This is a genomic window from Bradyrhizobium sp. 215_C5_N1_1 (assembly GCF_052075935.1).
Taxonomy (GTDB): Bacteria; Pseudomonadota; Alphaproteobacteria; order Rhizobiales; family Xanthobacteraceae; genus Bradyrhizobium; species Bradyrhizobium barranii.
Genome location: NZ_CP197228.1, coordinates 1,706,862 through 1,729,543, shown reverse-complemented (window position 1 = coordinate 1,729,543; position 22,682 = coordinate 1,706,862). Strand labels below are relative to the sequence as shown.

25 protein-coding genes are annotated in these 22,682 nt (G+C 64.3%); 4 read left to right on the top strand and 21 right to left on the bottom strand.

Features of this window, described 5'->3' with window-relative positions; genetic code table 11:
- Positions 1–5 precede the first annotated feature (5 nt).
- The 21 genes from AB7G19_RS08100 to motA form a co-directional block, all read right to left on the bottom strand.
- Complete coding sequence (locus AB7G19_RS08100; protein ID WP_085405308.1) at positions 6–707, bottom strand: hypothetical protein; 702 nt, start codon at positions 705–707, stop codon at positions 6–8.
- A complete protein-coding gene (gene fliF / locus AB7G19_RS08095) occupies positions 704–2,332 on the bottom strand; it encodes a flagellar basal-body MS-ring/collar protein FliF (RefSeq protein ID WP_063981305.1) in 1,629 nt (542 codons plus the stop codon). Before fliF ends, AB7G19_RS08100 begins: the two co-directional genes overlap by 4 nt.
- A gap of 309 nt (positions 2,333–2,641) precedes the next feature.
- Positions 2,642–3,550 carry a flagellin N-terminal helical domain-containing protein gene (locus tag AB7G19_RS08090; RefSeq protein WP_063981304.1) on the bottom strand — a complete coding sequence of 303 codons (909 nt, stop codon included), beginning with the start codon at positions 3,548–3,550 and terminating at the stop codon, positions 2,642–2,644.
- A 272-nt stretch (positions 3,551–3,822) separates the two neighbouring features.
- Positions 3,823–4,734 (bottom strand): flagellin N-terminal helical domain-containing protein, encoded by a 912-nt coding sequence (locus AB7G19_RS08085; protein ID WP_063981303.1) that lies wholly within the window; start codon positions 4,732–4,734, stop codon positions 3,823–3,825.
- A 268-nt stretch (positions 4,735–5,002) separates the two neighbouring features.
- Entirely contained in the window at positions 5,003–5,908 is a 906-nt protein-coding gene (locus AB7G19_RS08080; RefSeq protein WP_071909957.1) for a flagellin N-terminal helical domain-containing protein, read from the bottom strand.
- Between the two features lie 261 nt (positions 5,909–6,169).
- Positions 6,170–6,910: a flagellar type III secretion system pore protein FliP gene (gene fliP, locus AB7G19_RS08075; protein WP_071909955.1), complete on the bottom strand. Its 741-nt coding sequence runs from the start codon at positions 6,908–6,910 to the stop codon at positions 6,170–6,172.
- Complete coding sequence (locus AB7G19_RS08070) at positions 6,907–7,350, bottom strand: flagellar basal body-associated FliL family protein (protein ID WP_085405330.1); 444 nt, start codon at positions 7,348–7,350, stop codon at positions 6,907–6,909. Before AB7G19_RS08070 ends, fliP begins: the two co-directional genes overlap by 4 nt.
- Before the next feature lie 42 nt (positions 7,351–7,392).
- Positions 7,393–8,088, bottom strand: coding sequence for a flagellar basal body L-ring protein FlgH (flgH, locus tag AB7G19_RS08065; protein ID WP_028153467.1), 696 nt, complete (start codon positions 8,086–8,088; stop codon positions 7,393–7,395).
- Positions 8,089–8,859, bottom strand: coding sequence for a MotE family protein (locus AB7G19_RS08060; protein ID WP_063981300.1), 771 nt, complete (start codon positions 8,857–8,859; stop codon positions 8,089–8,091).
- A 67-nt stretch (positions 8,860–8,926) separates the two neighbouring features.
- On the bottom strand, positions 8,927–10,057 hold the full coding sequence (gene flgI, locus AB7G19_RS08055; RefSeq protein ID WP_063981299.1) for a flagellar basal body P-ring protein FlgI: 1,131 nt from the start codon (positions 10,055–10,057) through the stop codon (positions 8,927–8,929).
- A complete protein-coding gene (gene flgA / locus AB7G19_RS08050; protein ID WP_063986113.1) occupies positions 10,054–10,509 on the bottom strand; it encodes a flagellar basal body P-ring formation chaperone FlgA in 456 nt (151 codons plus the stop codon). Before flgA ends, flgI begins: the two co-directional genes overlap by 4 nt.
- A 35-nt stretch (positions 10,510–10,544) precedes the next feature.
- The gene (gene flgG / locus AB7G19_RS08045) at positions 10,545–11,333 is read right to left on the bottom strand and encodes a flagellar basal-body rod protein FlgG (protein WP_085405310.1); all 789 of its coding nucleotides are present in this window, start codon (positions 11,331–11,333) and stop codon (positions 10,545–10,547) included.
- Positions 11,334–11,350: 17 nt separating this feature from the next.
- Positions 11,351–11,680: a flagellar hook-basal body complex protein FliE gene (locus tag AB7G19_RS08040; protein ID WP_085405311.1), complete on the bottom strand. Its 330-nt coding sequence runs from the start codon at positions 11,678–11,680 to the stop codon at positions 11,351–11,353.
- Positions 11,681–11,682: 2 nt separating this feature from the next.
- On the bottom strand, positions 11,683–12,099 hold the full coding sequence (gene flgC / locus AB7G19_RS08035) for a flagellar basal body rod protein FlgC (protein WP_014492659.1): 417 nt from the start codon (positions 12,097–12,099) through the stop codon (positions 11,683–11,685).
- Positions 12,100–12,110: 11 nt separating this feature from the next.
- The gene (gene flgB / locus AB7G19_RS08030; protein WP_014492658.1) at positions 12,111–12,491 is read right to left on the bottom strand and encodes a flagellar basal body rod protein FlgB; all 381 of its coding nucleotides are present in this window, start codon (positions 12,489–12,491) and stop codon (positions 12,111–12,113) included.
- A gap of 85 nt (positions 12,492–12,576) precedes the next feature.
- A complete protein-coding gene (gene flhB, locus AB7G19_RS08025; protein WP_039153365.1) occupies positions 12,577–13,662 on the bottom strand; it encodes a flagellar biosynthesis protein FlhB in 1,086 nt (361 codons plus the stop codon).
- 13 nt (positions 13,663–13,675) lie between these two features.
- Entirely contained in the window at positions 13,676–14,716 is a 1,041-nt protein-coding gene (locus AB7G19_RS08020; protein WP_014492656.1) for a flagellar motor switch protein FliG, read from the bottom strand.
- Positions 14,717–14,718: 2 nt separating this feature from the next.
- Positions 14,719–15,093: a flagellar motor switch protein FliN gene (gene fliN / locus AB7G19_RS08015; protein WP_063981297.1), complete on the bottom strand. Its 375-nt coding sequence runs from the start codon at positions 15,091–15,093 to the stop codon at positions 14,719–14,721.
- Between the two features lie 76 nt (positions 15,094–15,169).
- Positions 15,170–15,484, bottom strand: a complete 315-nt coding sequence (locus tag AB7G19_RS08010; protein WP_063981296.1) for a hypothetical protein — start codon at positions 15,482–15,484, stop codon at positions 15,170–15,172.
- The gene (locus AB7G19_RS08005; protein ID WP_028153460.1) at positions 15,465–16,406 is read right to left on the bottom strand and encodes a flagellar motor switch protein FliM; all 942 of its coding nucleotides are present in this window, start codon (positions 16,404–16,406) and stop codon (positions 15,465–15,467) included. The genes AB7G19_RS08010 and AB7G19_RS08005 overlap by 20 nt, the downstream gene beginning before the upstream one ends.
- Positions 16,403–17,299, bottom strand: a complete 897-nt coding sequence (gene motA / locus AB7G19_RS08000) for a flagellar motor stator protein MotA (RefSeq protein WP_085405312.1) — start codon at positions 17,297–17,299, stop codon at positions 16,403–16,405. The genes AB7G19_RS08005 and motA overlap by 4 nt, the downstream gene beginning before the upstream one ends.
- Positions 17,300–17,441: 142 nt before the next feature.
- On the opposite strand from motA, the gene AB7G19_RS07995 reads away from it, so the two are divergent.
- The 4 genes from AB7G19_RS07995 to AB7G19_RS07980 all read left to right on the top strand — a co-directional run bounded on the left by AB7G19_RS07995 (position 17,442) and on the right by AB7G19_RS07980 (position 21,821).
- The gene (locus tag AB7G19_RS07995; RefSeq protein ID WP_085405313.1) at positions 17,442–18,242 is read left to right on the top strand and encodes a DUF1217 domain-containing protein; all 801 of its coding nucleotides are present in this window, start codon (positions 17,442–17,444) and stop codon (positions 18,240–18,242) included.
- A gap of 3 nt (positions 18,243–18,245) precedes the next feature.
- Positions 18,246–18,974, top strand: a complete 729-nt coding sequence (flgF, locus tag AB7G19_RS07990) for a flagellar basal-body rod protein FlgF (RefSeq protein ID WP_071909949.1) — start codon at positions 18,246–18,248, stop codon at positions 18,972–18,974.
- Between the two features lie 36 nt (positions 18,975–19,010).
- A complete protein-coding gene (fliI, locus tag AB7G19_RS07985) occupies positions 19,011–20,336 on the top strand; it encodes a flagellar protein export ATPase FliI (RefSeq protein ID WP_063981292.1) in 1,326 nt (441 codons plus the stop codon).
- Between the two features lie 849 nt (positions 20,337–21,185).
- Entirely contained in the window at positions 21,186–21,821 is a 636-nt protein-coding gene (locus AB7G19_RS07980) for a MarR family winged helix-turn-helix transcriptional regulator (RefSeq protein ID WP_028153455.1), read from the top strand.
- The last annotated feature ends 861 nt before the right edge of the window (positions 21,822–22,682 follow it).

Genomic DNA, 22,682 nt, shown 5'->3' with positions numbered 1-22,682 from the left:
GCGGACTACCGGCGCGCCTCGTTCAGACGTTCGCTCCACGCCGCAATCTGCGTCTCGATCACGGTCTGGTCGGCGACAACACGGACCTCGAAAGTGTCGGCGGCTTCGTATTCAATCCCGGTTCGCCGGGCCGTCTGGAGCTGCGAGCGCACCAGATCGAGCAATTCGCCCGGGCCGGTGATCTTGAACACCGGCACCGGCGAATTGCCGGTCAGCGCTGCGATCTGCTCGACCAGCGATCCGATCGCCTTGTCACGGACGGCGTCGGCGAGGAAAGGCAGCAATATCCGCGCAACCGAGCTTGCGATGTTGGTTTCGATCTCGCGGCAGGCCGTCTCGAAGCCGCCCACGATCGTGGCCGCCTGCTGGTCGGACCATTTGGCCCGCTCCTCGCCGAGCCGGATCGCGCTGCGAACGCGCTCCTCGGCGACCCTGGCATCGCCTTCCGCGACACCGGCGGCGTGACCGCGACGATAGGCATCTTCGAGAAGATTGGCCGACGGAGCTTCCGCCTCGGGCGCCGGAAGCGGCGATTGAAGCTGCGGCTGCGATTGGACCTGACGCGGCGGCTGAGGCTGAGGCTCGCGCCGCACCTCCATCGGCCTTGTCAGCACATCCTGGATCTTGGGGGGCGGAGGCGGCGGCGGAGACTTGGCCCGCCCATTCGCGTCGAACTGCGTCAGGAGTTTTCCGATAGCCGCGTTCATGCTGCCTCCTCGCGTCGCATCCAGTCTTTAAGGATTGCTGCCGCCTGCATCTGATCGAGCCGGACGATCTGCTCCAGCCGCTTCTGCGGCGTCCGCTGCATCTTGCCTTCGAGATCCTCGACGAGGTTGAGCTCGGGGTCCTGACTGTCGGCCAGTGCAAGGGCCGTTGCAGCCTCGAGCTCGGCGGCCTCGGCCGCCTCGGTCTGCTCCTGCGCTGCGCGATGCGTCAGAATGCCGTTGACCGCGGGGCGAAGGCCGAACCAGACCAGCATCGAGGCAACGGCCAGGATGGTGACCGCATTGATGACGCTGCCGAGCTGCTTGTTGATCATCTCGACGAAGCTGATCGGCGGCACCGGCGCCAGTTCGCGCGAGCCTTCGATGAAGTCGACGGCCGTGACCTGGATCTGGTCGCCGCGCTGCTTGTCCAGTCCGCCTGCCGTCGCCGCGAGCTGGCTGATCTCGGCGAGCTTGCTGTCGACGATCGCCTGGTTGCTCTTGTCGCCGAGATCGGCGACGAGCCGCGCGCGATTGACCAGCACGGCGATGAAGAGTTTCTTGACCAAATAGCCGTCGCTCACCGTCGTCGTTGTCTTGGACGATACCTCGAAATTGGTGACGTCCTCGCGGCGGGTCTTGTCCTCGCTGGAATTCTTCGTGCCGCCGCTATTCACCTGCTGGTCCGGCAGGTTCTGCTGCACCGTGGTCGGCGTCGAACGGTCCGCATTCTGCGACGATTCCTTCTCGCGCACGTTCCGGACCGAACGCTCGGCGCGGCTCTCCGGGTCGTAGACCGTCTCGTTGGTCTGCCGCTTGTCGGTGGAGAGCTGCGGCGCGACGCTCACCTCGAAATTGTCCAGACCGAGATATGGCGTCAACGCCTTGCGGATGTTCTCCTGCACCATCCCGCCGACCGTCTTCTGGAGGCTCGCCATCTTGGTCGGGGCCGCGCTGGCTTCGTCCTCTTCGGCGAGCAGCATCGAACCATCGGCATCCAGCACCGTCACCTTGTCGCGGCTCATGCCGGGAATGGCCGCCGCGACGAGGTGGCGGATCGACTGCGCCGTGCGCGCCTCGATCGCGCCGTCGGTGCGCAGTACGACCGACGCCGAAGGCGGCTGCTGCGTCGCCCGGAACGAGCCGCGCACCGGCATCACGATATGCACCCGCGCCGCCTTGACGCCCTTCATCAACTGCACGGTGCGCGCGATCTCGCCTTCCAGCGCCCGCAGCTTGGTCACTTCCTGCATGAACGAGGTCAGGCCGAGCGAGCCGATCTTGTCGAACAGCTCGTAGCCGGAATTGGCGCTGGTCGGCAGCCCCTTCTCGGCAAGCAGCATCCGCGCCTGCATGGTCTGGCTCGGGCGCACCGAGATGGCGTCGCCGGCCGTATTGACGTCGAATGTGATATTCTGCTCGCGCAGCGCGGCGCCGATGCGCGTCACGTCTTCGCGATTCAGGCCTGTATAGAGCGTTTCGAACTCAGGCCGGCTCAGATAATAGGCGCCGCCGACGACGGTGACGAGAACGGCAAAGCCGATCAGTCCCAAGGCCATCAGGCGTCGCGGCCCAAGCTCCAGCAGATTGTTGAGCAGTTGCTGTACCTGCGCACGACTGAGCAGCATGTGACCTCGTACCAATGCGAACGTATGGGACACTCCGCTGCCAACCTTGTCTGAAGGTTGCGCGAGGAGGCGAATGTGTCGGTTCGCGGGCGAGGCGTTGCAATTTTACAAGGGTCCTGGACGACGCGATCAACTCAGCAGCAACAAGCGGGCGCACGGGCGCATGGCAGCGCAATCGGCTGCGGCGTGTTGCATGACGTCTGGCGTCGGAAGAACTTCCATTACGGGCACATCTTGTGCCGCCACACCCGCCGGTCATGGCAGGGACCGTGCTCCCGGGGGGAGCACGGTTGTTTCCAAAGCCGAAGCTTACTTGAACAGCGACAGGATGCTCTGGCTGTTCTGGTTGGCAATCGAGAGCGCCTGAACGCCGAGCTGCTGCTGAGTCTGAAGGGCCTGAAGGCGGGTCGATTCAGCATTCATGTCGGCGTCGACGAGTTGACCGACACCGCGATCCACCGAGTCCATCAGGGTCTTGACGAACTCCGTGTTGGTCGAGATGCGGTTCTTGACGGCGCCGAGGTCGGCGGCGGCCGAGGACACCGAGTTGATCGCAGTGGTGAGCTGCGTGATGTACCCATCGAGCGTGGTCTGGTCAGCCGTCGAGTCGGTCAGCGCGGAGATGTTGATCGTGTTGACCGACGCCGGGCCGCTCACCTTGTCCAGGATACCGGTCTGGGTCGCGGTATAGAGCGAGTAGTTGGCGATCGTCAGGGTGATGGACCCGATCGTCGGCGTGCCGCCCACGCGCGAGAACGACGACACCAGGTTGAAGGTCGCCGGGGTGGCGGCGGTCGTGCTCAGCCAGTTCACGCCGTTGAAGGTTGCCGCATCGGCGGTACCCTTCATCTGCTGCTGGATCTGGGTGATGTCGGCCTGGATCTTGGTGCGGTCGATACCAGCGGTCTTGGCTTCGACCAGCAGCGCCTGCAGCTTGGTCAGGCCGCCGGTCTTGTCGCCGACAACCGCGGTCAGAGCGGTGTATTCGGTGTCGACGGTCGCAGCCGACAGACCGAGCGAGTCGGAGACGGCGGAGAGCGCGGCGTTGTCGGCGCGCATCGACGTCGCGATCGACCAGTAGGCGGCGTTGTCGGAAGCAGTGGCCACGCGCTGGCCGGTCGAGATCCGGTTCTGCGTGGTCGCGAGCTGCGAGCTGACGCTCCGGAGGGTCTGGAGCGCGGTCATTGCAGCGGAGTTGGTAAGCAGGCTCGAGGCCATTCTTGACGTCCCTTTGAAACGGATTGAATTGATTTTGGGGACATACCGGGCTTGCACCGGTACGGCGGGGCGGCATCATGCCTTTGGGCGGCCGAAGAGCGGGCCCAACCTGTCGTAGCGGCGACGATAGCGCGCGAAGTTTGTGCGAGGCTTGTGGCGACGTGGCTGGACCGCAACACGTGAGCCAGGAGGTCACGACGCGTGACGAGCGTACGCCAAATGAAAAGGCCGCGCTTCGCGAGAAGCGCGGCCTTCCCGGATGGTTTTGAGGCTTAGCCGCGGAACAGCGACAGGATGCTCTGGCTGTTCTGGTTGGCGATCGAGAGCGCCTGAACGCCGAGCTGCTGCTGGGTCTGCAAGGCCTGAAGGCGGGTCGATTCCGCATTCATGTCGGCATCGACGAGTTGACCGACACCGCGATCCACCGAGTCCATCAGGGTCTTGACGAACTCCGTGTTGGTCGAGATGCGGTTCTTGACGGCGCCGAGATCGGCAGCGGCCGAGGCCACCGAGTTGATCCCGGCCGTGACCTGCGCAATGTAGCCATCGAGCGTGGTCATGTCAGCCGTCGAGTCGGTCAGCGCCGCGATGCTGATCGTGTCGATCGATGCAGCGCCGCTCACCTTGTCCAGGATGCCGCCCTGGGTCGCGGTATAGAGCGAGTAGTTGGCGATCGTCAGGGTGATGGACCCGATCGTCGGCGTGCCGCCGACGCGCGAGAACGACGACACCAGGTTGAAGGTCGCCGGCGTGGTCGCGGTCGTGCTCAGCCAGTTCACGCCGTTGAAGGTCGCCGCATTGGCGGTACCCTTCATCTGCTGCTGGATCTGGGTGATGTCGGCCTGGATCTTGGTGCGGTCGATACCAGCAGTCTTGGCTTCGACCAGCAGCGCCTGCAGCTTGGTCAGGCCGCCGGTCTTGTCGCCGACAACCGCGGTCAGAGCGGTGTATTCGGTGTCGACGGTCGCAGCCGACAGACCGAGCGAGTCGGAGACGGCGGAGAGCGCGGCGTTGTCGGCGCGCATCGACGTCGCGATCGACCAGTAGGCGGCGTTGTCGGAAGCAGTGGCCACGCGCTGGCCGGTCGAGATCCGGTTCTGCGTGGTCGCGAGCTGCGAGCTGACATTGCGGAGGGTCTGCAGCGCAGTCATTGCAGACGAGTTGGTGAGCAGACTTGAACCCATTTTTGATGTCCCTTTGAAGATTGAACTGTTTTTGGGGACATACCGGGCTTGCACCGGTACGACAGGGCGGCGTCATGCCTTTGGGCGGCGAAAAAGCAGGCCCAACCTGTCGTAGCGGCGACGATAGCGCGCGAAGCTTGTGCGAGGCTTGTGGCTCTGTGCCCGGACTGCAACAGGGCAGCCGAATTTGCGGCGTGCGCGCGGCAACACACCAAACGAAAGGGCCGCGCTTCGCGAGAAGCGCGGCCCTCCCCAGATGGTCTAAGGCTTAGCGGAACAGCGACAGGATGCTCTGGCTGCTGTTGTTGGCGATCGAGAGCGCCTGCACGCCGAGCTGCTGCTGGACCTGGAGGGCCGCCAGGCGGGTGGACTCCTGGTTCATGTCGGCGTCGACGAGCTGGCCGATACCGCGATCAACCGAGTCCATCAGCGACTTCACGAAGTCCGTGTTGGTCGAGATACGGGTCTTGACGGCGCCGAGGTCGGCGGCGGCCGAGGCCACCGAGTTGATCCCGGCCGTGACCTGCGCGATGTAGCCATCGAGCGTGGTCTGGTCAGCCGCGGAGTCGGTCAGCGCCGCGATGCTGAGCGTGTCGATCGACGCCGCGCCGCTCACCTTGTCCAGGAAGCCGCCCTGGGTCGCGGTGTAGAGCGAGTAGTTGGCGGTGGTCAGGGTGATCGAGCCCGTGGTCGGCGTGCTGCCGACGCGGGAGAACGACGACACCAGGTTCACGGTCGCCGGGGTAGTGGCGGTCGTGCTCAGCCAGTTCACGCCGTTGAAGGTCGCCGCATTGGCTGTCGCCTTCATCTGCTGCTGGATCTGGGTGACGTCCGCCTGGATCTTGGTGCGGTCGATACCAGCGGTCTTGGCTTCGACCAGCAGCGCCTGCAGCTTGGTCAGGCCGGAGTCCTTGTTGCCGATAACCGTGGTCAGAGCGGTATATTCGGTGTCGACCGTCGCAGCCGACAGACCGAGCGAGTCGGAGACGGCGGAGAGCGCGGCGTTGTCGGCGCGCATCGACGTTGCGATCGACCAGTAGGCGGCGTTGTCGGAAGCGGTGGCCACGCGCTGGCCGGTCGAGATCCGGTTCTGCGTGGTGGAGAGTTGCGAGCTGACAGACCGCAGGGTCTGGAGCGCGGTCATGGCGGTCGAGTTCGTAAGCAGGCTTGACATTGCGAATGTCCCTTTGATGTACGCGTTACATTTTCACGAGGGGACATACCGGGCTTTCACCGGTACGGAGGGGCGGCATCATGCCTTTGGACTGATGTGGGTGGGGTCCAACCCGCCGTGCCGCATTGCTAGCACGTCGAATCTTGCGCCGAGATTAAGATCGGCTTGAATTTCGCTGTAATATCATATAGTTAACATTACCCTCTGCTAACCATAGACCGGCACTTTTCGCTAACCATAACCGGCCGGCGATCGCGGTCGCTACGAGAACGACCGCACCAGTCCGGAGGCCAGCAGGTTCCAGCCGTCGATCAACACGAAGAACAGCATTTTGAACGGCAGCGCGATGATCGTCGGCGGCATCATCATCATGCCCATCGACATGGTAAGCGTCGCCACGATCATGTCGATGACCAGGAACGGCAGGATGATGAGGAATCCGATCTCGAACGAACGCCTGAGCTCGGAGATCATGAAGGCCGGAATGATGACGCGCATGTCGATGCGCTTGTCGTCGAACTTCTTGCGGAAGCTCTCCGCGGCGAGTGCCTCGAAGGTCTGGAGATCCTTGTCGCGGACATGGGCCAGCATGAACTCGCGGAACGGATCGGTGATCTTCAGATAAGCTTCTTCCTCCGAGATCTCGTTCTTCATCAGCGGCTGGACGCCGGTTTCCCAGGCGCGGTCGAAGGTCGGCGCCATCACGTAGAAGGTCATGAACAGCGCGAGGCTGATCAGCACCAGATTGGCCGGCGTGGTCTGAAGGCCGAGACCGGAGCGCAGGAACGACAGCGCCACCGCAAATCGCGTGAAGCTCGTCACCATGATCAGCAGTCCCGGCGCCACCGACATCACCGTGATCACCGCCATCAGCTGGATGATGCGGCCGCTGGTGGAGCCGTTGCCCGGCGGCAGCAGCGAGTTGAGGTCCGGAATCTGGGCCAGCGCCACCTCGGGCAGCACGACCAGAACCAACGCGAGCAGCAGGACTCTCACTCTCACTGAATCACCAAGGTCTCAATGATCAATTCGCGGATCTTGCCCGACGAGCGGATATTGGCGCGCTCCGTCAGGTCGTCGCGCAGATGCTGAAGACCCCGCGATCCCTCGAACTGGCCAACCGATGCCGACCGCAGATAGGTCACGATGTCCTCGCTGATATGGGCGGCCAGGATGCCGGCATCCTCGTCGCTCATGCTCTCGGTCACCATGGAGGCTTCGACACGGGCCCAGTTGTTGGCCGGCGCGGCGAGATTGGTCACGATCGGGGACAGCTTTCTCAGCCGTGCACTGCCGGCGTAGCTCGTGGCAAGGGGCGGCGGCGTGGCGCTCTTCTTCGCGTCGGCGGCGCGCTCCGCGGCCGCGAACAGCTGCAGGCCGGCAACCGCGCCCGCACCGATCGCGATCAGGGTCAGCACCACAATGGCCGCAATCAGGCGCATCACGTCCCCTGCCCTCGCGGCGCGGCGCGGTCGGCGCGATTCTCAGAATGGTGCCACGGCGTCATAGATCCGATGTCCCCATCCAGGCTGCTGCACGTCAGACAGATTTCCGCGACCGCCATAAGCCACGCGTGCCTCAGCGATCTTCTCGTAGGAGATCGTGTTGGTGCGCGAGATATCGCGCGGACGCACGATGCCGCCGACGTTGAGCACGCGCATCTCGGTATTGACCTTGAACTCCTGCGAGCCGCTGATCATCATATTGCCGTTGGGCAACACGTCGGTGACGATGGCGGCAATCGACAGCTTGATGTCTTCGGTACGATCGATCTGACCGTTCCCCTTGATCTGGGTGTTGGTGTTCAGATTGGCGCTGGTCGAGCCCTTGTCCTGCCATCCGGCGACGTCCATCAGCCAATCCAGCCCGAACTTGATTTGCGAATCGCGCGAACGATCGGTCTTGTTGTCGAGCTTGGCCTTGTCCTGCATCGAGATGATGACGGTCACGACGTCGCCGGTGCGCCGGGCACGGGGATCGCGATAGAGATCCGTGCCGTCGTCCCAGGTCGAGCGATAGCTGACGGGCGTACGCATGCGGGGCGTCACCGGAATCGGATCGGCCTGTGTCCTCAGGCCGGTGCCGACCGGCGACAGTCGCGGACCGGTCAGCACTTCCGCGGGATCGCCGATGCACCCGGTCAGCATCAGGAGCGGCAGGATGAGGATCAGATTCTTCATCTATTTGGTCTTTCCGTCATCCACGCGACGCATTCCGCCGAGCAGATCGGCAAGGTGCGCCGCGCGTGCCGTCTCCATCTCGTTGAAGATCGCGCTCGAGCTCCTCGGACTGAGTTTTGCAAGCACGGCGGCGGCGGTCTCGTCCGCCATCCCGGCGATCTGGGTCGCCGCGGCATCCGGCTTCATGCGCGAATAGATCTCGACGACGCTGGCTTCGGCCTTCTTCAGGAAGTCGTCACGCAGCGCCATCCACTTCTCGTATTCGGCGCGCTTGGCCTCGACCTCGGCGATCCGCTCCCGGAGCTGGGTCTCGGCCTTCTCCAGCTCCCTGAGCTGCCAGGCCAGCCGCGCATCGACGGCGGGGTCGGCGACATTGCTGCAGAACAGGGCGACCTCATTGTCCGCAGGTACGGCAGCCTGTGCCGGTGCGGGCTTCGGCGGCGCCGTGACGCTGCCCGGCTTGGCCGGGCGCGCGGGCGCGACTGCGGGCGCTGGCGCGGGCTTCTCGGGAGCCGGCACGGCCCCCGTGATCGCAGGTCCGGAATCTTCGGCGGCCCACGCCGTCGCCCGGAACGACGCATTGTCGCCCGGTATCGACGAGGCCGCCGGATACGGCTTCTGCGGTCCGGGCGCGCGGGCACGCGCGAACGACAGCAGGTTGAGCGGCTTCGACGGCTTGGCCTCATCCAGCGCCAGAACGGGCGAAGCGCATCCGAGCGCGCAGGCCGCGACCAGGAGGAGGAGTTTGGCTTTGTGATCCAGCTTCAGCATCGGGCCGCGTGCGATTCTCGGTCGAGACCTGAGCATTGAGCGACCAAGCTTGCACGACGCTTGTGCATCATTGCACGATGACGTCGGCCTGGAGTGCGCCGGCCGTTTTGATCGCCTGGAGGATCGCGATGATGCCCGACGGCTTCAAGCCGATCTGGTTCAGCCCGCGCACCAGGCGCTGGAGGTCGACGCCGCTCAGGATCGCCACCTGCGATCCGGCCTCGTTGGCCTCGACCACCGTCTGGGGAACGACCACCGTCTGCCCTCGCGAGAACGGCGCCGGCTGCGACACCACGGGAAGCTCGGTGACACGAACCGTCAGGTTGCCATGCGTCACGGCGACGGTCGATATGCGCACGTCGCGCCCGATCACCACCGTACCGGTCCGCTCGTTGATCACCACTCGCGCCGGCGTGTCCGGCTCGACCGTCAACTCGCCGATTTCGGCGAGGAAGCGGACGGGGCCGATATGGCGCGGCTTCGACAGCACGATGGTGCGGTAGTCGCGCTCGAAGGCGATCTGCGCGCGGTAGCGGCCACCGGCGTAACCGTTGATGGCGTCGAGAATGCGTGTCGCGGTGACGAAATCAGGGTTCTTGAGCTCCAGCACCAGGAACTCCATCTCGTGGAGGCTTCCCTGCACCTCGCGCTCGACCAGCGCACCGTTCGGGATGCGGCCCGCCGTCGGCGTGCCCTGGCTGACGTTCTGTGCCTGCCCTCCCACACTGTAACCGGCGACCGTGACCGCGCCTTGCGCCACCGCATAGACCGCGCCGTCCGCCGCCCGCAGCGACGTCATCACCAGCGTGCCGCCGAGCAGCGAGGTCGCATCGCCGAGCGACGATACGGTCACGTCCATGCGCTCGCCCGCCCCGATCGAGGGCGCCAAATCCGCGGTCACCATGACGGCTGCGACGTTGCGTGTGCGCAGCGTCGTCGGACGCGGGGGATTGTTGGTGCTCGTGGTTTCGTTCCTGACGTTGATGCCCATGTTCTCGAGCATCGATTGCAGGGACTGCTCCGTGAACGGAGCGTTGCGGAGCGTGTCGCCGGTGCCGTTCAGGCCGATGACGAGGCCGTAACCGACGATCTGGTTTTCGCGCAATCCCTTGATGTCCGCGATGTCCTTGATGCGGACGGCCGCCTGGGCGCTGGCGGCGGAAACGAGCAGGATGAGCGCAAGCAGGAATCTGGTCATGATCCATCCACGACCTTGACGGTGCCGTCCGGCTGGACGACGCCTCTGATGATCACGCCGGTGTCGGTGTTTCGCACCGGGATGAGCGCGCCGGTCGCGCCCGACTGCATCGCCGCGCCGTAGGTGACGATCGACAGGCCGCTGTCTTCCACCACGACCTTGACCATGGCGCCGCGGGCAATCGTCCAGGGATCCTCCACCGAATTGGTCGGAATCGGCTGGCCCGGCAGCAGCGCGCGCCGTGCCATGCGTCCGACCAGGATCTGGCGTCCTTCGATGAACATGGCAACGCCGAGCACATTCGGCGCGAAGGCACGTTCCGTGATCATGTCGTCCCGGATCAGCTCGCCGGCGCGGATCGACACGGCCGGCACGGGAAGCCGCTTCTCCTCGGCCGCAGCGAGGCGCGCCGAGACGAGAACCAGCAGCACGGCGGCCAACCCGCGCACCATCAAGCCCACCCTGTTCGACATCGAGAACACCGGAACTAGCGCATGCCCTTCGAGACCGTCTGGGCCATTTCATCCGAGGCCTGGATGACCTTGGCGTTCATTTCGTAGGCGCGCTGCGCCGAGATCAACTCGGTGATTTCCTTGACCGGGTCGACGTTCGAGGCTTCGAGATATTGCTGGTTGAGCTTGCCGTATCCGGAATCGCCCGGCAGTCCGACGACCGGCGTGCCGGACGCCGTGGTCTCGCGATAGAGGTTGCTGCCGAGCGGCTCGAGGCCCGCTTCGTTGGCGAAATTGGCGAGGTTGAGCTGGCCGATCTGCCGCGGGTTCACTTCCGTATCCAGCTTGGCAAACACCTGTCCGGTCTGGTTGACGACGACCTGAACCGTTCCCTGCGGTATCGTGATTGCGGGATCCAGCAGATAGCCGTCGGTGGTGACGAGCTGGCCGTTGGCGTTGGGGCTGAACGAGCCGGCGCGGGTGTATTGCACCTCGTTGTTCGGGCCGAGCACCTGAAACCAGCCGCGGCCGTTGATCGCGAGGTCGTAGGGGTTGCCGGTCTGCGTGAGCGCGCCCTGGATGTGCAGCTTGCGGATGGCCGTCGACTTGACGCCGAGGCCGAGATTGGAGCCTTCCGGGATCGGCGAGGAGCCATTGACGTTCGCGACGCCCTGCATGCGGTCCATCTGGTAGAACAGATCGGTGAATTCCGCGCGCGCACGCTTGTACGACGTCGAATTGATGTTGGCGATGTTGTTCGCGATGACTTCGATGTTGGTCTGCTGGGCGTTCATGCCCGTGGCCGCAATGGCGAGCGATTTCACAGCTTCATTCCCTCAGATCAAATCGACATCCGGACGACTTCTTGGTAGGCCTGCACGATCTTGTCGCGAACCGCGACCGCGGTCTGCAAGGCCTGCTCGGCCGACATCAGCGCCTCCACGACCTTCCGGGTCGATTCCTTGCCCTGCATCGCCGAGATCGACGCCGCTTCGCCCGCCTTCAGCGTCCCGATCGCGTCCGTCGTCACCTGCTTCATCACCGATTCGAATCCGACATCGTCGGTGGACTGAATGGCGGTCGGTGCCGCCGGCGCGATGGCCTGCGTCTCGGTCGCGCGGCTCGCCGCTTGCCCGGCGGAAATCGCGGTGGATGAAATTGCCTCAAGCATTGTCAGCTCCTCAGCAGGTCGATGGTCATGCCCAGCATCGACCGCACCTGTTTCACGACCTGGAGATTGGCTTCATAGGATCGGTTGACTTCCCGCATGTCGGCCATCTCGATCATCATGTTGACGTTCGGCAGCTTGACGTAACCGGCCTTGTCGGCGGCGGGATGTCCCGGCTCGTACTCCACGCGGTACGGCGTGGTGTCGACCCCGATCTCCTTGACCTTCGCAAGCTGCGCGCCCGAGGCGCGGTCCATGGCGGCATCGAAGGTGATGGTCTTGCGCTGATACGGATCGGCGCCGGCCGTGCGCCCCGTCGAGGTCGCGTTGGCAAGGTTTTCCGAAACGATGCGCATGCGCGTCGACTGCGCTTCGAGCCCGGAGCTCGCGACTGTCAATGACGCTTGCAGTGAGTCCAGCATGTCAATTCACCTCAGCTCTTCGCGCTCGACAGCAGCATGCGGTGGAACGACCGCACGACCGCCGAGTTCATCGAGTAGTCGCGACTGACGTCGCTGCCCTTGATCATTTCCTGCTCGAGGCTGACGGAGTTGCCGGAGTGAACCACTTCCCAGCTGTCCTTCTTCGCGGTCTTCCGCGTATCGGTCTCGGCCGCGGACAATTGCATGTGCGAGGGCGACGTCGTCGCGAGCCTGACCGGCGTGGCGTCGAGCACCTTGTTGAAGGGCTCGACGTCGCGCGCCTTGAAGCCCGGCGTATTGGCGTTGGCGACGTTGGTCGCGATGGTCGACTGGCGGAGCTCGAGGTACCGCGCCTGCGACGATGCGAGTTCGAAGAGATAAAGCGGTCCCACGACGGCCCCATGCTGATTTCTTAAGATTAAGTTTAGGGCCGCAAGCTTTCGTCAGGCTGATGCAGCCGACGCTATGCTCGGAAATCTACTGAACCTTCTCGGTCCGCGGCGCCTGCTTGGACTGCAGGAAGTAGATGATCTCGGCGACCGGCCGGAAGAATTCCGCCGGAATCACCTGGTCGACCTGAACCGCCTCATAGAGCGCGCGCGCCAGCGCCTTGTTCTCGATCACCGGGATCCGGTTCTGCTCCGCGACTTCGCGGATCTTCAGCGCGATCACGTCCATGCCCTTGGCGACGACCATGGGCGCTGCATTTTCCTCGCGCTTGTAGCGCAGGGCGATCGCGAAGTGCGTCGGGTTCGCGATCACCAGCGTCGCGCGCGAGGCGGACGCGATCATGCGTTGGCGCGACCGGTCGCGCGCCAGCGAGCGCAGGCGCGCCTTGATCAGAGGATCGCCTTCCGCCTGCTTGTGTTCGTCCTTGATCTCCTGCTTGGTCATGCGCAGCTCGCGCCGCCAGTGGAAGCGCGCCCAGGCGAGATCGATCGCGACCAAGACGATGGTGGCGATGCAGATCGCCGAGACGATCCGCATCGCGATGTTGAGAATCATCTCCGGCAGCGCGACCGGATCCGTGTACATCGCCTCGAACGCCCTGGCTTCGGACGAGCGCAGCACGAACACGACGACGACCGTCACCGAGACGAGCTTGAACAGCGACTTGGCGAATTCGACGAGGCCCTGCGTTCCGAACAGCCGGCTCCAGCCGCTGATCGGGGAGATTCGCGACAGCTGCGGCTTGATGCGCTCCAGCACCAGGCGCGGCGCATTCTGCAGCAACGATGCGGCGAGGCCGAACACCGCCAGGGTGACGACCAGCGGCACCAGGAATCGCAACGCCTCGAGGCCCACCACCGTGAGCAGGTTGCGCGCGTCCGCGCCGTTGCTGAGAGGGAAGCCTTCGGGATCGTCGAGCAGGCTCTTCAGCGTCGGCGTCAATTGCTGTACGCCCTGGCCGATCAGGAACGCCTGGATCACCATCAGCGCGGCCATCGAGGCGAAGATAGAAGCCTCCCGAGAGACCGGGATTTTGCCCTGTTCGAGCGAATCGCGGACTTTCTTCTCGGTCGGCTCTTCTGTCTTGCTCTCCTGATCGGATGTTTCTGCCATGCCCGTTCAGCGGTCAGCGGAAGACCAGCTCGTCCTCCTGCTCGGGGTTGAGCTCGATTTCGCCCTTTTCCGCCAGGTCGAGTGCAAGGTCGGTGATGACGCGACGCGCCTCCAGCACATCGCGCTGGTTCGACGGCTCGCCGATGGCGAGTTCGTGCTCGACGACGCGGCGGACGCGCGAGGCAACCGAGGACAGGATGAGTTCGCGGAAATGCTTGTCCGTGCCTTTCAGCGCGATAACGATGCGATCGGTCGGCACCTGGTCGAAGATCATGGTGCGCGCCTTCGGGGTCAAATTGACCACGTCGTCGAAGGTGAACAGCAGTTCCTTCAGAACTTCGGCCGACTTCGGACGCTTCTCCGACAAGCTCTTCAGCATGTCTTCGATATGGCCGCGCTCCATCTTGTTGATGATGTCCGCGACGCGCGCGTAGGTGTCGGCGCCGAGGTTGCGGGCGAAATTGAGCGTCAGGTCCTCGTGCAAGGTCTTCTCGAGGACTTTCATGGCGTCGTCGACGATCGGCTTGAGGCTGAGGACGCGCCGCATCAGCTCATTGCGCAGGCTCGACGGCAGCTGGCTCATCACCTTGGCGGCGCAGGACGGCTTGACCTTGGACAGGATCAGCGCCGCGGTTTGCGGATGCTCCTTGGAGAGGTACGTCGCCAGCGAGTTTTCCGACACCGACGAGACGCGGTCCCACACCGACCGGCTCGAATTGCCGAGCAGGTCCGACATGATTGCCGAGACCTGGTCGGCCGGCAGCACGTCGCCCAGCACGGCTTCGAGACCGCCGATGGTGCCGAGAATGTTGGCGCCCATCGAGAACTGCTGAGCGAACTCCTCGACGATCGACTCGAGCTCCTGCGCGGTGATCGGCCGCAGCTCGGCCGCGGCCTTGGTGACGATGCGGATATCCTGCGGCTCGAACTGCGAGAGCACGCTCGCGGCCGCCTGCCGGCCCATGGCCAGCAGGAGTGCCGCGACCTTTTCCGTTCCGCCTAGCGTGGCAACGCCTCGCTGCTTGATAGGAGCGACGCCGACCTGTGCCGCCATGATCAGGTATCACCCTGCCCCAGCGGTCCGACGATCTCTGTGAGCGAGACGCCGAAGCGGGAATTGTCCTCTTCGACGACGACCACTTCGCCGCGGGCAACGACGCGGCCATTGACCACGACGTCGACGGGCTCGCCGACGCGGTGATCGAGTGGAACCACCGCGCCGCGGCCGAGCTTCATCAGGTTCGCGACCGGAATGGTCGCTGATCCCAGCACCACCTGCATCGTGACGGGAATGCGCAGGATGGCATCGACATTGGCGAATTTGCCGGTTTCCTCCGCCGTGCGCGCGGCGATCTCCGCCAGCCGCTCCAGCGGAGACGCATCGGTCTCTCCCGATGCCGATGCAGACTCATAGTCGAAAGATTGCGCCATTTGGTATCGCCTCTTGGTATTTCCGCTCCCGGAGCGCCGCGACGGTCCGATCGCACGTGTTCTGCAAGTCCCGAATTCAATGCTTGTTCGCCTCGGCGCCGCTCACGGTTGAGGCCGGTTGGAGCCCGCTCCGCGCGTCGAGCGCCGCAATCGCCTCGTGGGCCTGATCTATCTTCGTGCTCAGCACATTGGCGAGCCGGCCGAGATTTGCAGTGGAATCATGCGCGGCGGTGATGACGGTGTCGAAGGCGCCCGCCGTCTCGTGGACGATGGTCGAGAACTCGCCCTGGTAACTGCGCAGCCGCGCCAATTCGCGGTGCATCCGGGTCACCCTCATGCTGGTGAACGCCAGCGCGATCAGCAGCACGGCATCAACGAGATAGGATATCATCGACGAACTCCCGCTTCTGATCGACGGGATCCGCCACCTGCATGGCGTAATAGCCATCGAGCTGGCCGATCTGACACCAGAACAGCACCTGGTTGTTGCTCTCGAGCCGGGCCAGCGTGCGTGGCGTGGCCTCGAGCTCCAGAACCTGCCCCACCTTGAATTGCACGACGTCCTCGAGGGAAATCATCTTCTCGTCGAGCACCGCGCTCAGCGTCACTTCGGTACGGTGAACCTCGCTCTCCATCTGCTCGCGCCAGCGCGGATCAGCCGCGCGGCCGTCGCTGACGACGACGTGGGCGAGCTTCTGCCTGAGCGGATTGAGCGCGGAGTGCGGAATGATCAGGAACATCTGGCCGCCGCGATAGAGCGCCTGCACCATCATGTTCGCGCAGATCGACATATTGCTGGCGCGCCCAATCGCGAGCGACGCCATCGCCGTCTCGACTCGCTCGACACGGAAGGTGACATTGGAGGTGCCGGCGAAGGCGCCCTGCAGCGCCTTGGCGAACCGCTCAAACAGTGCCTGGACCAGCCGGATCTCGATGTTCGAGAAGGTGCGTTCGACGTCGAGCGGCGGTTCGGCGCCGTCGGAGCCGAACATCGCCTCGACCATGGTGAATACGAAGTCGCGATCCAGCATGATGATGACGCGCGAGTCCCACTGCTCGGCATAGAGCACGGCGGCAACCGCGTTGCCCTCATAGTCCTTGATGATGTCGCCGAGCGGGTCGTTGGTGATGCCGTTGACGGAGAAGTAGCACGGCGTTCCGGCCATCGGCTGCAGGCTGTCGGTGCACGACGCCGCCATGCGATCGAAGATCACATTGAGCATCGGCATGCGTTCGATCGATATGCCGGCGGCGTCCAGCAGGTAGTTCGGCAACTGCTTCCGCTGATCGACGTCGAGGTCTTCCGTCATCATGCGCGGGCAGCCTTCGGTTCAGTCTCGGTCGCGACGGCCTTGGGACCTGCAATCGTCTCGTTCTCGACCACGTCGATCGACGGCCGCTCGCCACTCGCGATCATCTTGCGACCGTGCTCGACTGCGATCTGCGGCATGGCGCCGTTCATGAACGCCAGCAGCGTCTGCTTGACGATGATATAGGGCCGGCAGCGCTTCTCTCGCGTCATCTTGATCTTGATCGCGAAGGGCGAGAGGACGCCGTAGGACAGGAAGATGCCGGCGAAGGTGCCGACGAGCGCCGCGCCGATGAAGCCGCCAAGGAGCTTCGGCGACTGGTCGAGCGCGCCCATGGCCTTGATGACGCCGAGCACGGCGGCGACGATGCCGAGCGCCGGCAGCGCCTCGGACACGACCACCATCGAATTGTAGGGCGCCAGCTTGGCCTTCACGATGGTGTGGATCTCTTCGTCCATCAGCGCTTCAATCTCGTGCGTGCGCGCATTGCCCATGATGATGAGGCGGACATAGTCGCAGATGAACTGCAGCAACGGCGGATCACCGAGGACGCTCGGGAACGCCTTGAAGATCTCCGAGGACGCGGGATCGTCGATATGCGCCTCGACCTCGTTGCGGCCCTTGCCCCGGAGCTCCCGCATCAGGGCATGGAGCGCCCCGAGCAGATCGAGGTAATAGCGCTCGCTCGGCACCGCGCCGGTGATGGCCTGCATGCAGGCCACGCCGGTATCAACGACCGTTTTCCACGGATTGGCGACGATGAAGGTGCCGATCGCGGTGCCCAGGATGATCACGAATTCCCACGGCTGCATGAGCACGGCCAGATGCCCGCCCATGGCGGCAAATCCGCCGAGCAGTGCCGCTACCGTGATGAAAATCCCCACGAAACTGAGCAACGCGCCACTCCATCGCCGATCCCATCGGGAATATCTAGTCGGCGACGCTTGCGCGAGGCTGGCTTCGTGGTCGCCAGCCCCGCGCAAGCAATTGGCGGCAGCTTGAGACGAAGTCGCAACGGCGGCCAGAGGGGCGCGTGCCATGCTATCCACGATCGCGGACTACACCAGACTGACCAAGGACATGGGTAAATCGCTGACGCAGGTCGCGGCCCAGCCGGACGTCAGCCGCGACACCGATTATTTTCTCAGCCATATCGGCAATGTGAAGACGATCGACGACTTCCTGAAGGACTATCGCCTCTACTCCTACGCGATGAAGGCCTTTGGTCTCAGCGACATGACCTATGCCAAGGCGTTCATGCGCAAGGTGCTGACCGAGGGTGTCTCCGACTCCAAGAGCTTCGCCAACAAGCTGACCGACACCCGCTACCGGCAGTTCGCCGCCGCCTTCAATTTCGCCGCCCTCGGCGACAAAGCGACCCAGACCGCCGCCGCCACGACCGGTACGGCGACCCAATACGTCACGCAGACGATGGAGGAGAAGGCCGGCGACCAGAACGAGGGTCTGCGGCTGGCGCTCTATTTCACCCGCAAGGCCTCCACCATCAGCACCTCCTACCAGATCCTCGCCGACAAGGCGATGACGCAGGTGGTCCAGACCGCGCTTGGCCTGCCGTCGACCATCAGCGCGGCAAACATCGACGCCCAGGCCAAGTTGATCACGAGCAAGATCGACCTCACCGATTTCCAGGACCCGGCCAAGGTCACCAAGTTCGTGCAGCGCTTCGCCGCGATGTGGGATGCGACCCAGGCCCAGAACGACATCAACAATGGCAACTCGACCAACTCCGCGCTGGTCCTGATCGGCGGCGCGTCGTCGATGGCCGGCCTGGATACCGACATGCTCGCGAAGCTTCAGTCCATCCGGTTCGGAAAGTAAGTCATGCAATCGGCCCTCTATGTGGGATTGTCGGCGCAGGTCGCCCTCGAAAAGCGCCTCCAGACGATCGCCAACAACGTCGCCAACGTCAACACGGCGGCTTTCCGCACCGACGTCGTAAAGTTCGAGACCGTGCTGTCGAAGGCCGGCGCGAACCCGGTCGCCTTCTCCTCGCCCGGCGACAACATCATCTCGCGCGAGATGGGCAGCATCACCGAGAGCGGCAACCCGCTCGACGTCGCCGTGGTCGGACAGGGCTGGATCGCCTTCGCCGGCCCGAACGGCACGGTCTATACGCGGGACGGCCGCCTCCAGCTCGCCCCCAACGGCGACCTTCAGACCGTGTCCGGCTTCCCCGTGATCGATGCCGGCGGCGCGCAGATCACGCTCGACCCGAACGGCGGACCGATCGCGATCGCCCGCAGCGGCGCGATCACCCAGGACAACAACGAGATCGGCTCCATCGGCCTGTTCAACATTCCCGCCGATGCCAATCTCGAGCGCTACGGCAATTCCGGCGTCACGCCGGACCGGCCCGCGACCGCCATCGCCGATTTCTCCCGCGACGGCTTCAAGCAGGGCTATGTCGAGGGCTCCAGCGCCAATCCGATGATGGAATTGACCAAGCTGATCGCGGCTTCGCGCGCCTTCGACGGCACCAATTCGATGATCGAGGGCACCGAGAGCTCGCTCCAGAACGCAATCCGGACGCTGGGCGAGCCGGGCAAATAGACTGCGCTACATGCGCATTGAGGGTGGACGGTTTCCTTGAACGCTCTTCGGCAACTCGAGTGGGCGCTGCTGGAGCTTCAGCAGAGCACTCCCCTGGCCAGCGTCAGCGGCGCGATCTCCGAGATCGCTCCGACGCATTTCCGCGTCTCCGGCCTGTCGCGCTTCGTCAGGCTTGGTGAATTGATCGGCGTCAACTCCGGCGGCAAGCCCCAGATCGGCGAGGTGGTGCGGATCGACAGCGAGGGCATCATCGCCAAGCCGTTCGACCGGCAGTTCGCCGGCGGCCTCGGCTCGGTCGCCTACCGGATGCCGCCACTGTCCTTCGCGCCCGATCCGAGCTGGAAGGGCCGCGTCATCAACGCGCTCGGCGCGCCGCTCGACGGACAAGGTCCCCTCACCCCGGGATCGCGCACCGTCTCGGCGGAAGCCGAGGCGCCGGCGGCCATGAAGCGGGCGCGCGTCCACAAGCCGCTGCACACCGGCGTGCGCGTCATCGACCTGTTCGCCCCGATCTGCGCCGGCCAGCGCGTCGGCATCTTTGCCGGCTCCGGTGTCGGCAAATCGACGCTGCTGGCGATGCTGGCCCGCAGCCAGGGCTTTGACACCGTCGTGCTGGCGCTCGTCGGCGAACGCGGCCGCGAGGTGCGCGAATTCATCGAGGACGTGCTCGGCGCCAACCGCAGCCGCGCCATCACCATCGTATCGACGGGAGATGAAAGCCCGATGATGCGGCGGCTGGCACCGAAGACCGCCATGGCGGTCGCCGAATATTTCCGCGACCGGGGCGAATCGGTCCTGCTGGTGGTCGATTCGATCACCCGTTTTGCCCATGCCGCCCGCGAGGTCGCCCTCGCCGCCGGAGAGCCTGCGGTCGCACGCGGTTACGCACCGACGGTCTTCACCGACCTGCCCCGCCTGCTGGAGCGCGCCGGCCCCGGCGAGGAGGGATCCGGGACGATAACAGGCATTTTCTCCGTGCTGGTCGACGGCGACGATCACAACGAGCCGATCGCCGACACCATCCGCAGCACCCTCGACGGCCACATCGTGCTCTCCAGGCACATCGCCGACCAGGCGCGCTATCCCGCCGTCGACGTTCTGGCCTCGGTCTCCCGCCTCGCCCACAACGTCTGGGACCCCGAGGAGCGCGAATTGGTGAGCAAGCTGCGCACCATGATCGCCAAATACGAGGACACGCGCGATCTTCGCCTGATGGGCGGATATCAGACGGGGCGTGATTCGGGTCTCGACCAGGCCGTCGACATGGTTCCGAAGATCTACAGCGCCATGCGGCAGGACGCCTCGGCAGGGCCGAGCGCCGATCCATTCCGCGAGCTGCGAGACATGCTCAAGGGCGACTAGCCGGGCGCGGCCGGCGCGCCCGTCGTCGTCGTCCTGCTCATTATCGCGACAGTCGATCACGCATACCGCTGCGCCTCCGGCGCATGCGCACCCGTCGCCGACTGCCGCTTTCCGTCGCGCGCTAGCATCGGCCGTTCGGTGGAGATCGCGCCGCCGAGGCGAAAGCGATCCGGCGAACCCGTCTCGCTGTCATTATCACAACAACCGCTGCGTGCAATCCCTACGAGTTCCATTGCCGATTCTGTGACGGATCGCGCAAGTTGTGGATGACGCGCCGCTGCGCGTCACCGTCATGCACAAGCTTCCATCAATTTGCATCAACGGCGGACAGCAACAGGCGTGCAATCAAACCGTCGCACATTTGCGTGCAAGTAGCTTGTTACACTGCGTATTACGATCACCATCATGTGTCCTGACGAACGAGATTGTCTTGAACGTTACAATCGCTTCGAGCGACAGCCAGTCTTCGGGAGCGTCTCTACTTGATTTTGTTGAGAAGCTCATTCATCGTTTCGATGGAATACAAGAAACGTCTGCGTGTGACTTGAACTTCAGGGGCTACGGTTGAACAATACCGATCCATCGTCCGGCTGTGACGGCAACTCGGGCTTTCGTTCGACGACGCCACGATTGGCACACCATCATCGACACAGCTTCTCGCGCCGTATCTCGCAGGGTCCATCTGTCGAGTTCGGCGGCAGAACAGTCCGTGCTTTCGCGCGAGAGCCTGGCTCTGCGCATGTGTCGGATGTTGTGGTTGGTACGGCTTCTCGCGAAGGACTGGTGCGCAACGACGGAAGGCGGCTCCGGGGCGCCGCAGACGTGATATCCGGGGCAAGGTAGGAATTTATGCCGTTGGCACGCGAGGCCGTCGAGCTGCTGGTTCAGGCGGCCAGAGCCTGGTATTTCGAAGGCAATCAGCACGGGTTGCGCGACCGGGAATGGATGGCGCTGCGCTTTCTTCACCGCGCCAACAGGTTCTCGCGCACGCCGTCCGCGCTGGCCGGCTTCATCGGCGCGACCCGGGCCACGGCATCGCAGATCGTGAAGACGCTGGAAGCCAAGTCCTTCCTGGTGCGAAAGCCGTCGCACGAGGACAAGCGGTCCGTCGTGCTGCACGTCACCGCGCAAGGCGAGAAATGCCTGAGCCAGCACGACCCGATCAATCACGTGGTGAACGCGGTCACGTCTCTCGGCACCGACGAATGCGTCAGGCTGCGCGACTCGCTGCGCGAGATCCTCAATCATCTCGACGCGGCCCATCAGCGGCTCGATGCCAGCATCTGCCGCGACTGCATGTTTCTCGCCGAACGCAGTCCCGGCACGGGCAAGGGACGCGCGAGCGCCGAATTCATGTGCCGGCTGTACCGCGCCCCGGTTTCCCTCGAGGAGACCGAGCTCCTCTGCACCAGCTTCGAGCGCACCCGCGACCGCCCGAAGATCGAGGGGCATCTCGACCGCGCGCGCATGGCGAGCCAGGGATGAGGCGGGAGTTCGCGACGTGATGGAACGCGCAAGTTTCGGGCGGATGCGATCGCCGGCGCTTGCGTAAAGTTTCTCAGCGGTATCGTTCTTTGAAACACTCGTTTCCTCCGGTCTCCCGGATGCGCTGACCAGGCACGGGAACATAGTGGCGCACACTCCCTCCGCAACGTTATTGCGAGCGCAGCAAAGCAATGACGGAGTAGGAGGCATCGCCGTCGTCCTCCAGGTACCACTGTCATTCCCCGCGACCCGGCTACGCCAAGGCTTCGCCGGGGCTGAGGTCCAGGGCCGCCGAAGCTTTAGCGTAGGCGGCAAGCGGGGAATCCAGTACGCCGCGGCCTCTCGGCTCAATCACAGCCGTCTCTGGAATGCTGGATCGTCCGGTCAAGCCGGGCGACGACAGCGAGTGCCTGGTCGCAGACGCACCATCGCCTTCTCGCGGCGCATCTCGCCCGAGCTTTGCTTGATCTCTCCACCCTCGAAGCCAAGAGGGCGCAGGGAAGGCCGGGTGCTGACCTCGCACCCGCGGTCCGCTGCGCGAAAGGTAGCGCAAGGAAACCGCACAGCAGCATACAGGTGGTGCCAATCACTCGGCCTTCCCTGCGCGATGGTTGGACGGCTTATGCCGTGCTCTCCCGGGAGCCGAGTTCCTTCTGGCCTCCCTCACGCTTGCGAAAGTCACCGACACCGCGCCGGTTGACGCGACTGCCGCATTCGCAAAGCACTTGACCGTAGCAACGACGGCCAGGACCACACGGTTTTGCCGTACGCACGGCCCGCCATTTCGCCGCAGTTTTTCCAGCCCTGTCGACGGAGCCGGAAACTTACAGACGAGACGAACCTGACAGCGCCGCTCATCCG

Coding starts and splice junctions, on each gene's coding strand:
- AB7G19_RS08100 (WP_085405308.1), bottom strand. CDS start 707: ATGAACGCGGCTATCGGAAAACTCCTGACGCAGTTCGACGCGAATGGG.
- fliF (WP_063981305.1), bottom strand. CDS start 2,332: ATGCTGCTCAGTCGTGCGCAGGTACAGCAACTGCTCAACAATCTGCTG.
- AB7G19_RS08090 (WP_063981304.1), bottom strand. CDS start 3,550: ATGGCCTCGAGCCTGCTTACCAACTCCGCTGCAATGACCGCGCTCCAG.
- AB7G19_RS08085 (WP_063981303.1), bottom strand. CDS start 4,734: ATGGGTTCAAGTCTGCTCACCAACTCGTCTGCAATGACTGCGCTGCAG.
- AB7G19_RS08080 (WP_071909957.1), bottom strand. CDS start 5,908: ATGTCAAGCCTGCTTACGAACTCGACCGCCATGACCGCGCTCCAGACC.
- AB7G19_RS08070 (WP_085405330.1), bottom strand. CDS start 7,350: ATGCGCCTGATTGCGGCCATTGTGGTGCTGACCCTGATCGCGATCGGT.
- flgH (WP_028153467.1), bottom strand. CDS start 8,088: ATGAAGAATCTGATCCTCATCCTGCCGCTCCTGATGCTGACCGGGTGC.
- AB7G19_RS08060 (WP_063981300.1), bottom strand. CDS start 8,859: ATGCTGAAGCTGGATCACAAAGCCAAACTCCTCCTCCTGGTCGCGGCC.
- flgI (WP_063981299.1), bottom strand. CDS start 10,057: ATGACCAGATTCCTGCTTGCGCTCATCCTGCTCGTTTCCGCCGCCAGC.
- flgA (WP_063986113.1), bottom strand. CDS start 10,509: ATGGTGCGCGGGTTGGCCGCCGTGCTGCTGGTTCTCGTCTCGGCGCGC.
- AB7G19_RS08040 (WP_085405311.1), bottom strand. CDS start 11,680: ATGCTTGAGGCAATTTCATCCACCGCGATTTCCGCCGGGCAAGCGGCG.
- flgC (WP_014492659.1), bottom strand. CDS start 12,099: ATGCTGGACTCACTGCAAGCGTCATTGACAGTCGCGAGCTCCGGGCTC.
- flhB (WP_039153365.1), bottom strand. CDS start 13,662: ATGGCAGAAACATCCGATCAGGAGAGCAAGACAGAAGAGCCGACCGAG.
- AB7G19_RS08020 (WP_014492656.1), bottom strand. CDS start 14,716: ATGGCGGCACAGGTCGGCGTCGCTCCTATCAAGCAGCGAGGCGTTGCC.
- fliN (WP_063981297.1), bottom strand. CDS start 15,093: ATGGCGCAATCTTTCGACTATGAGTCTGCATCGGCATCGGGAGAGACC.
- AB7G19_RS08010 (WP_063981296.1), bottom strand. CDS start 15,484: ATGATATCCTATCTCGTTGATGCCGTGCTGCTGATCGCGCTGGCGTTC.
- AB7G19_RS08005 (WP_028153460.1), bottom strand. CDS start 16,406: ATGATGACGGAAGACCTCGACGTCGATCAGCGGAAGCAGTTGCCGAAC.
- AB7G19_RS07995 (WP_085405313.1), top strand. CDS start 17,442: ATGCTATCCACGATCGCGGACTACACCAGACTGACCAAGGACATGGGT.
- flgF (WP_071909949.1), top strand. CDS start 18,246: ATGCAATCGGCCCTCTATGTGGGATTGTCGGCGCAGGTCGCCCTCGAA.
- AB7G19_RS07980 (WP_028153455.1), top strand. CDS start 21,186: ATGCCGTTGGCACGCGAGGCCGTCGAGCTGCTGGTTCAGGCGGCCAGA.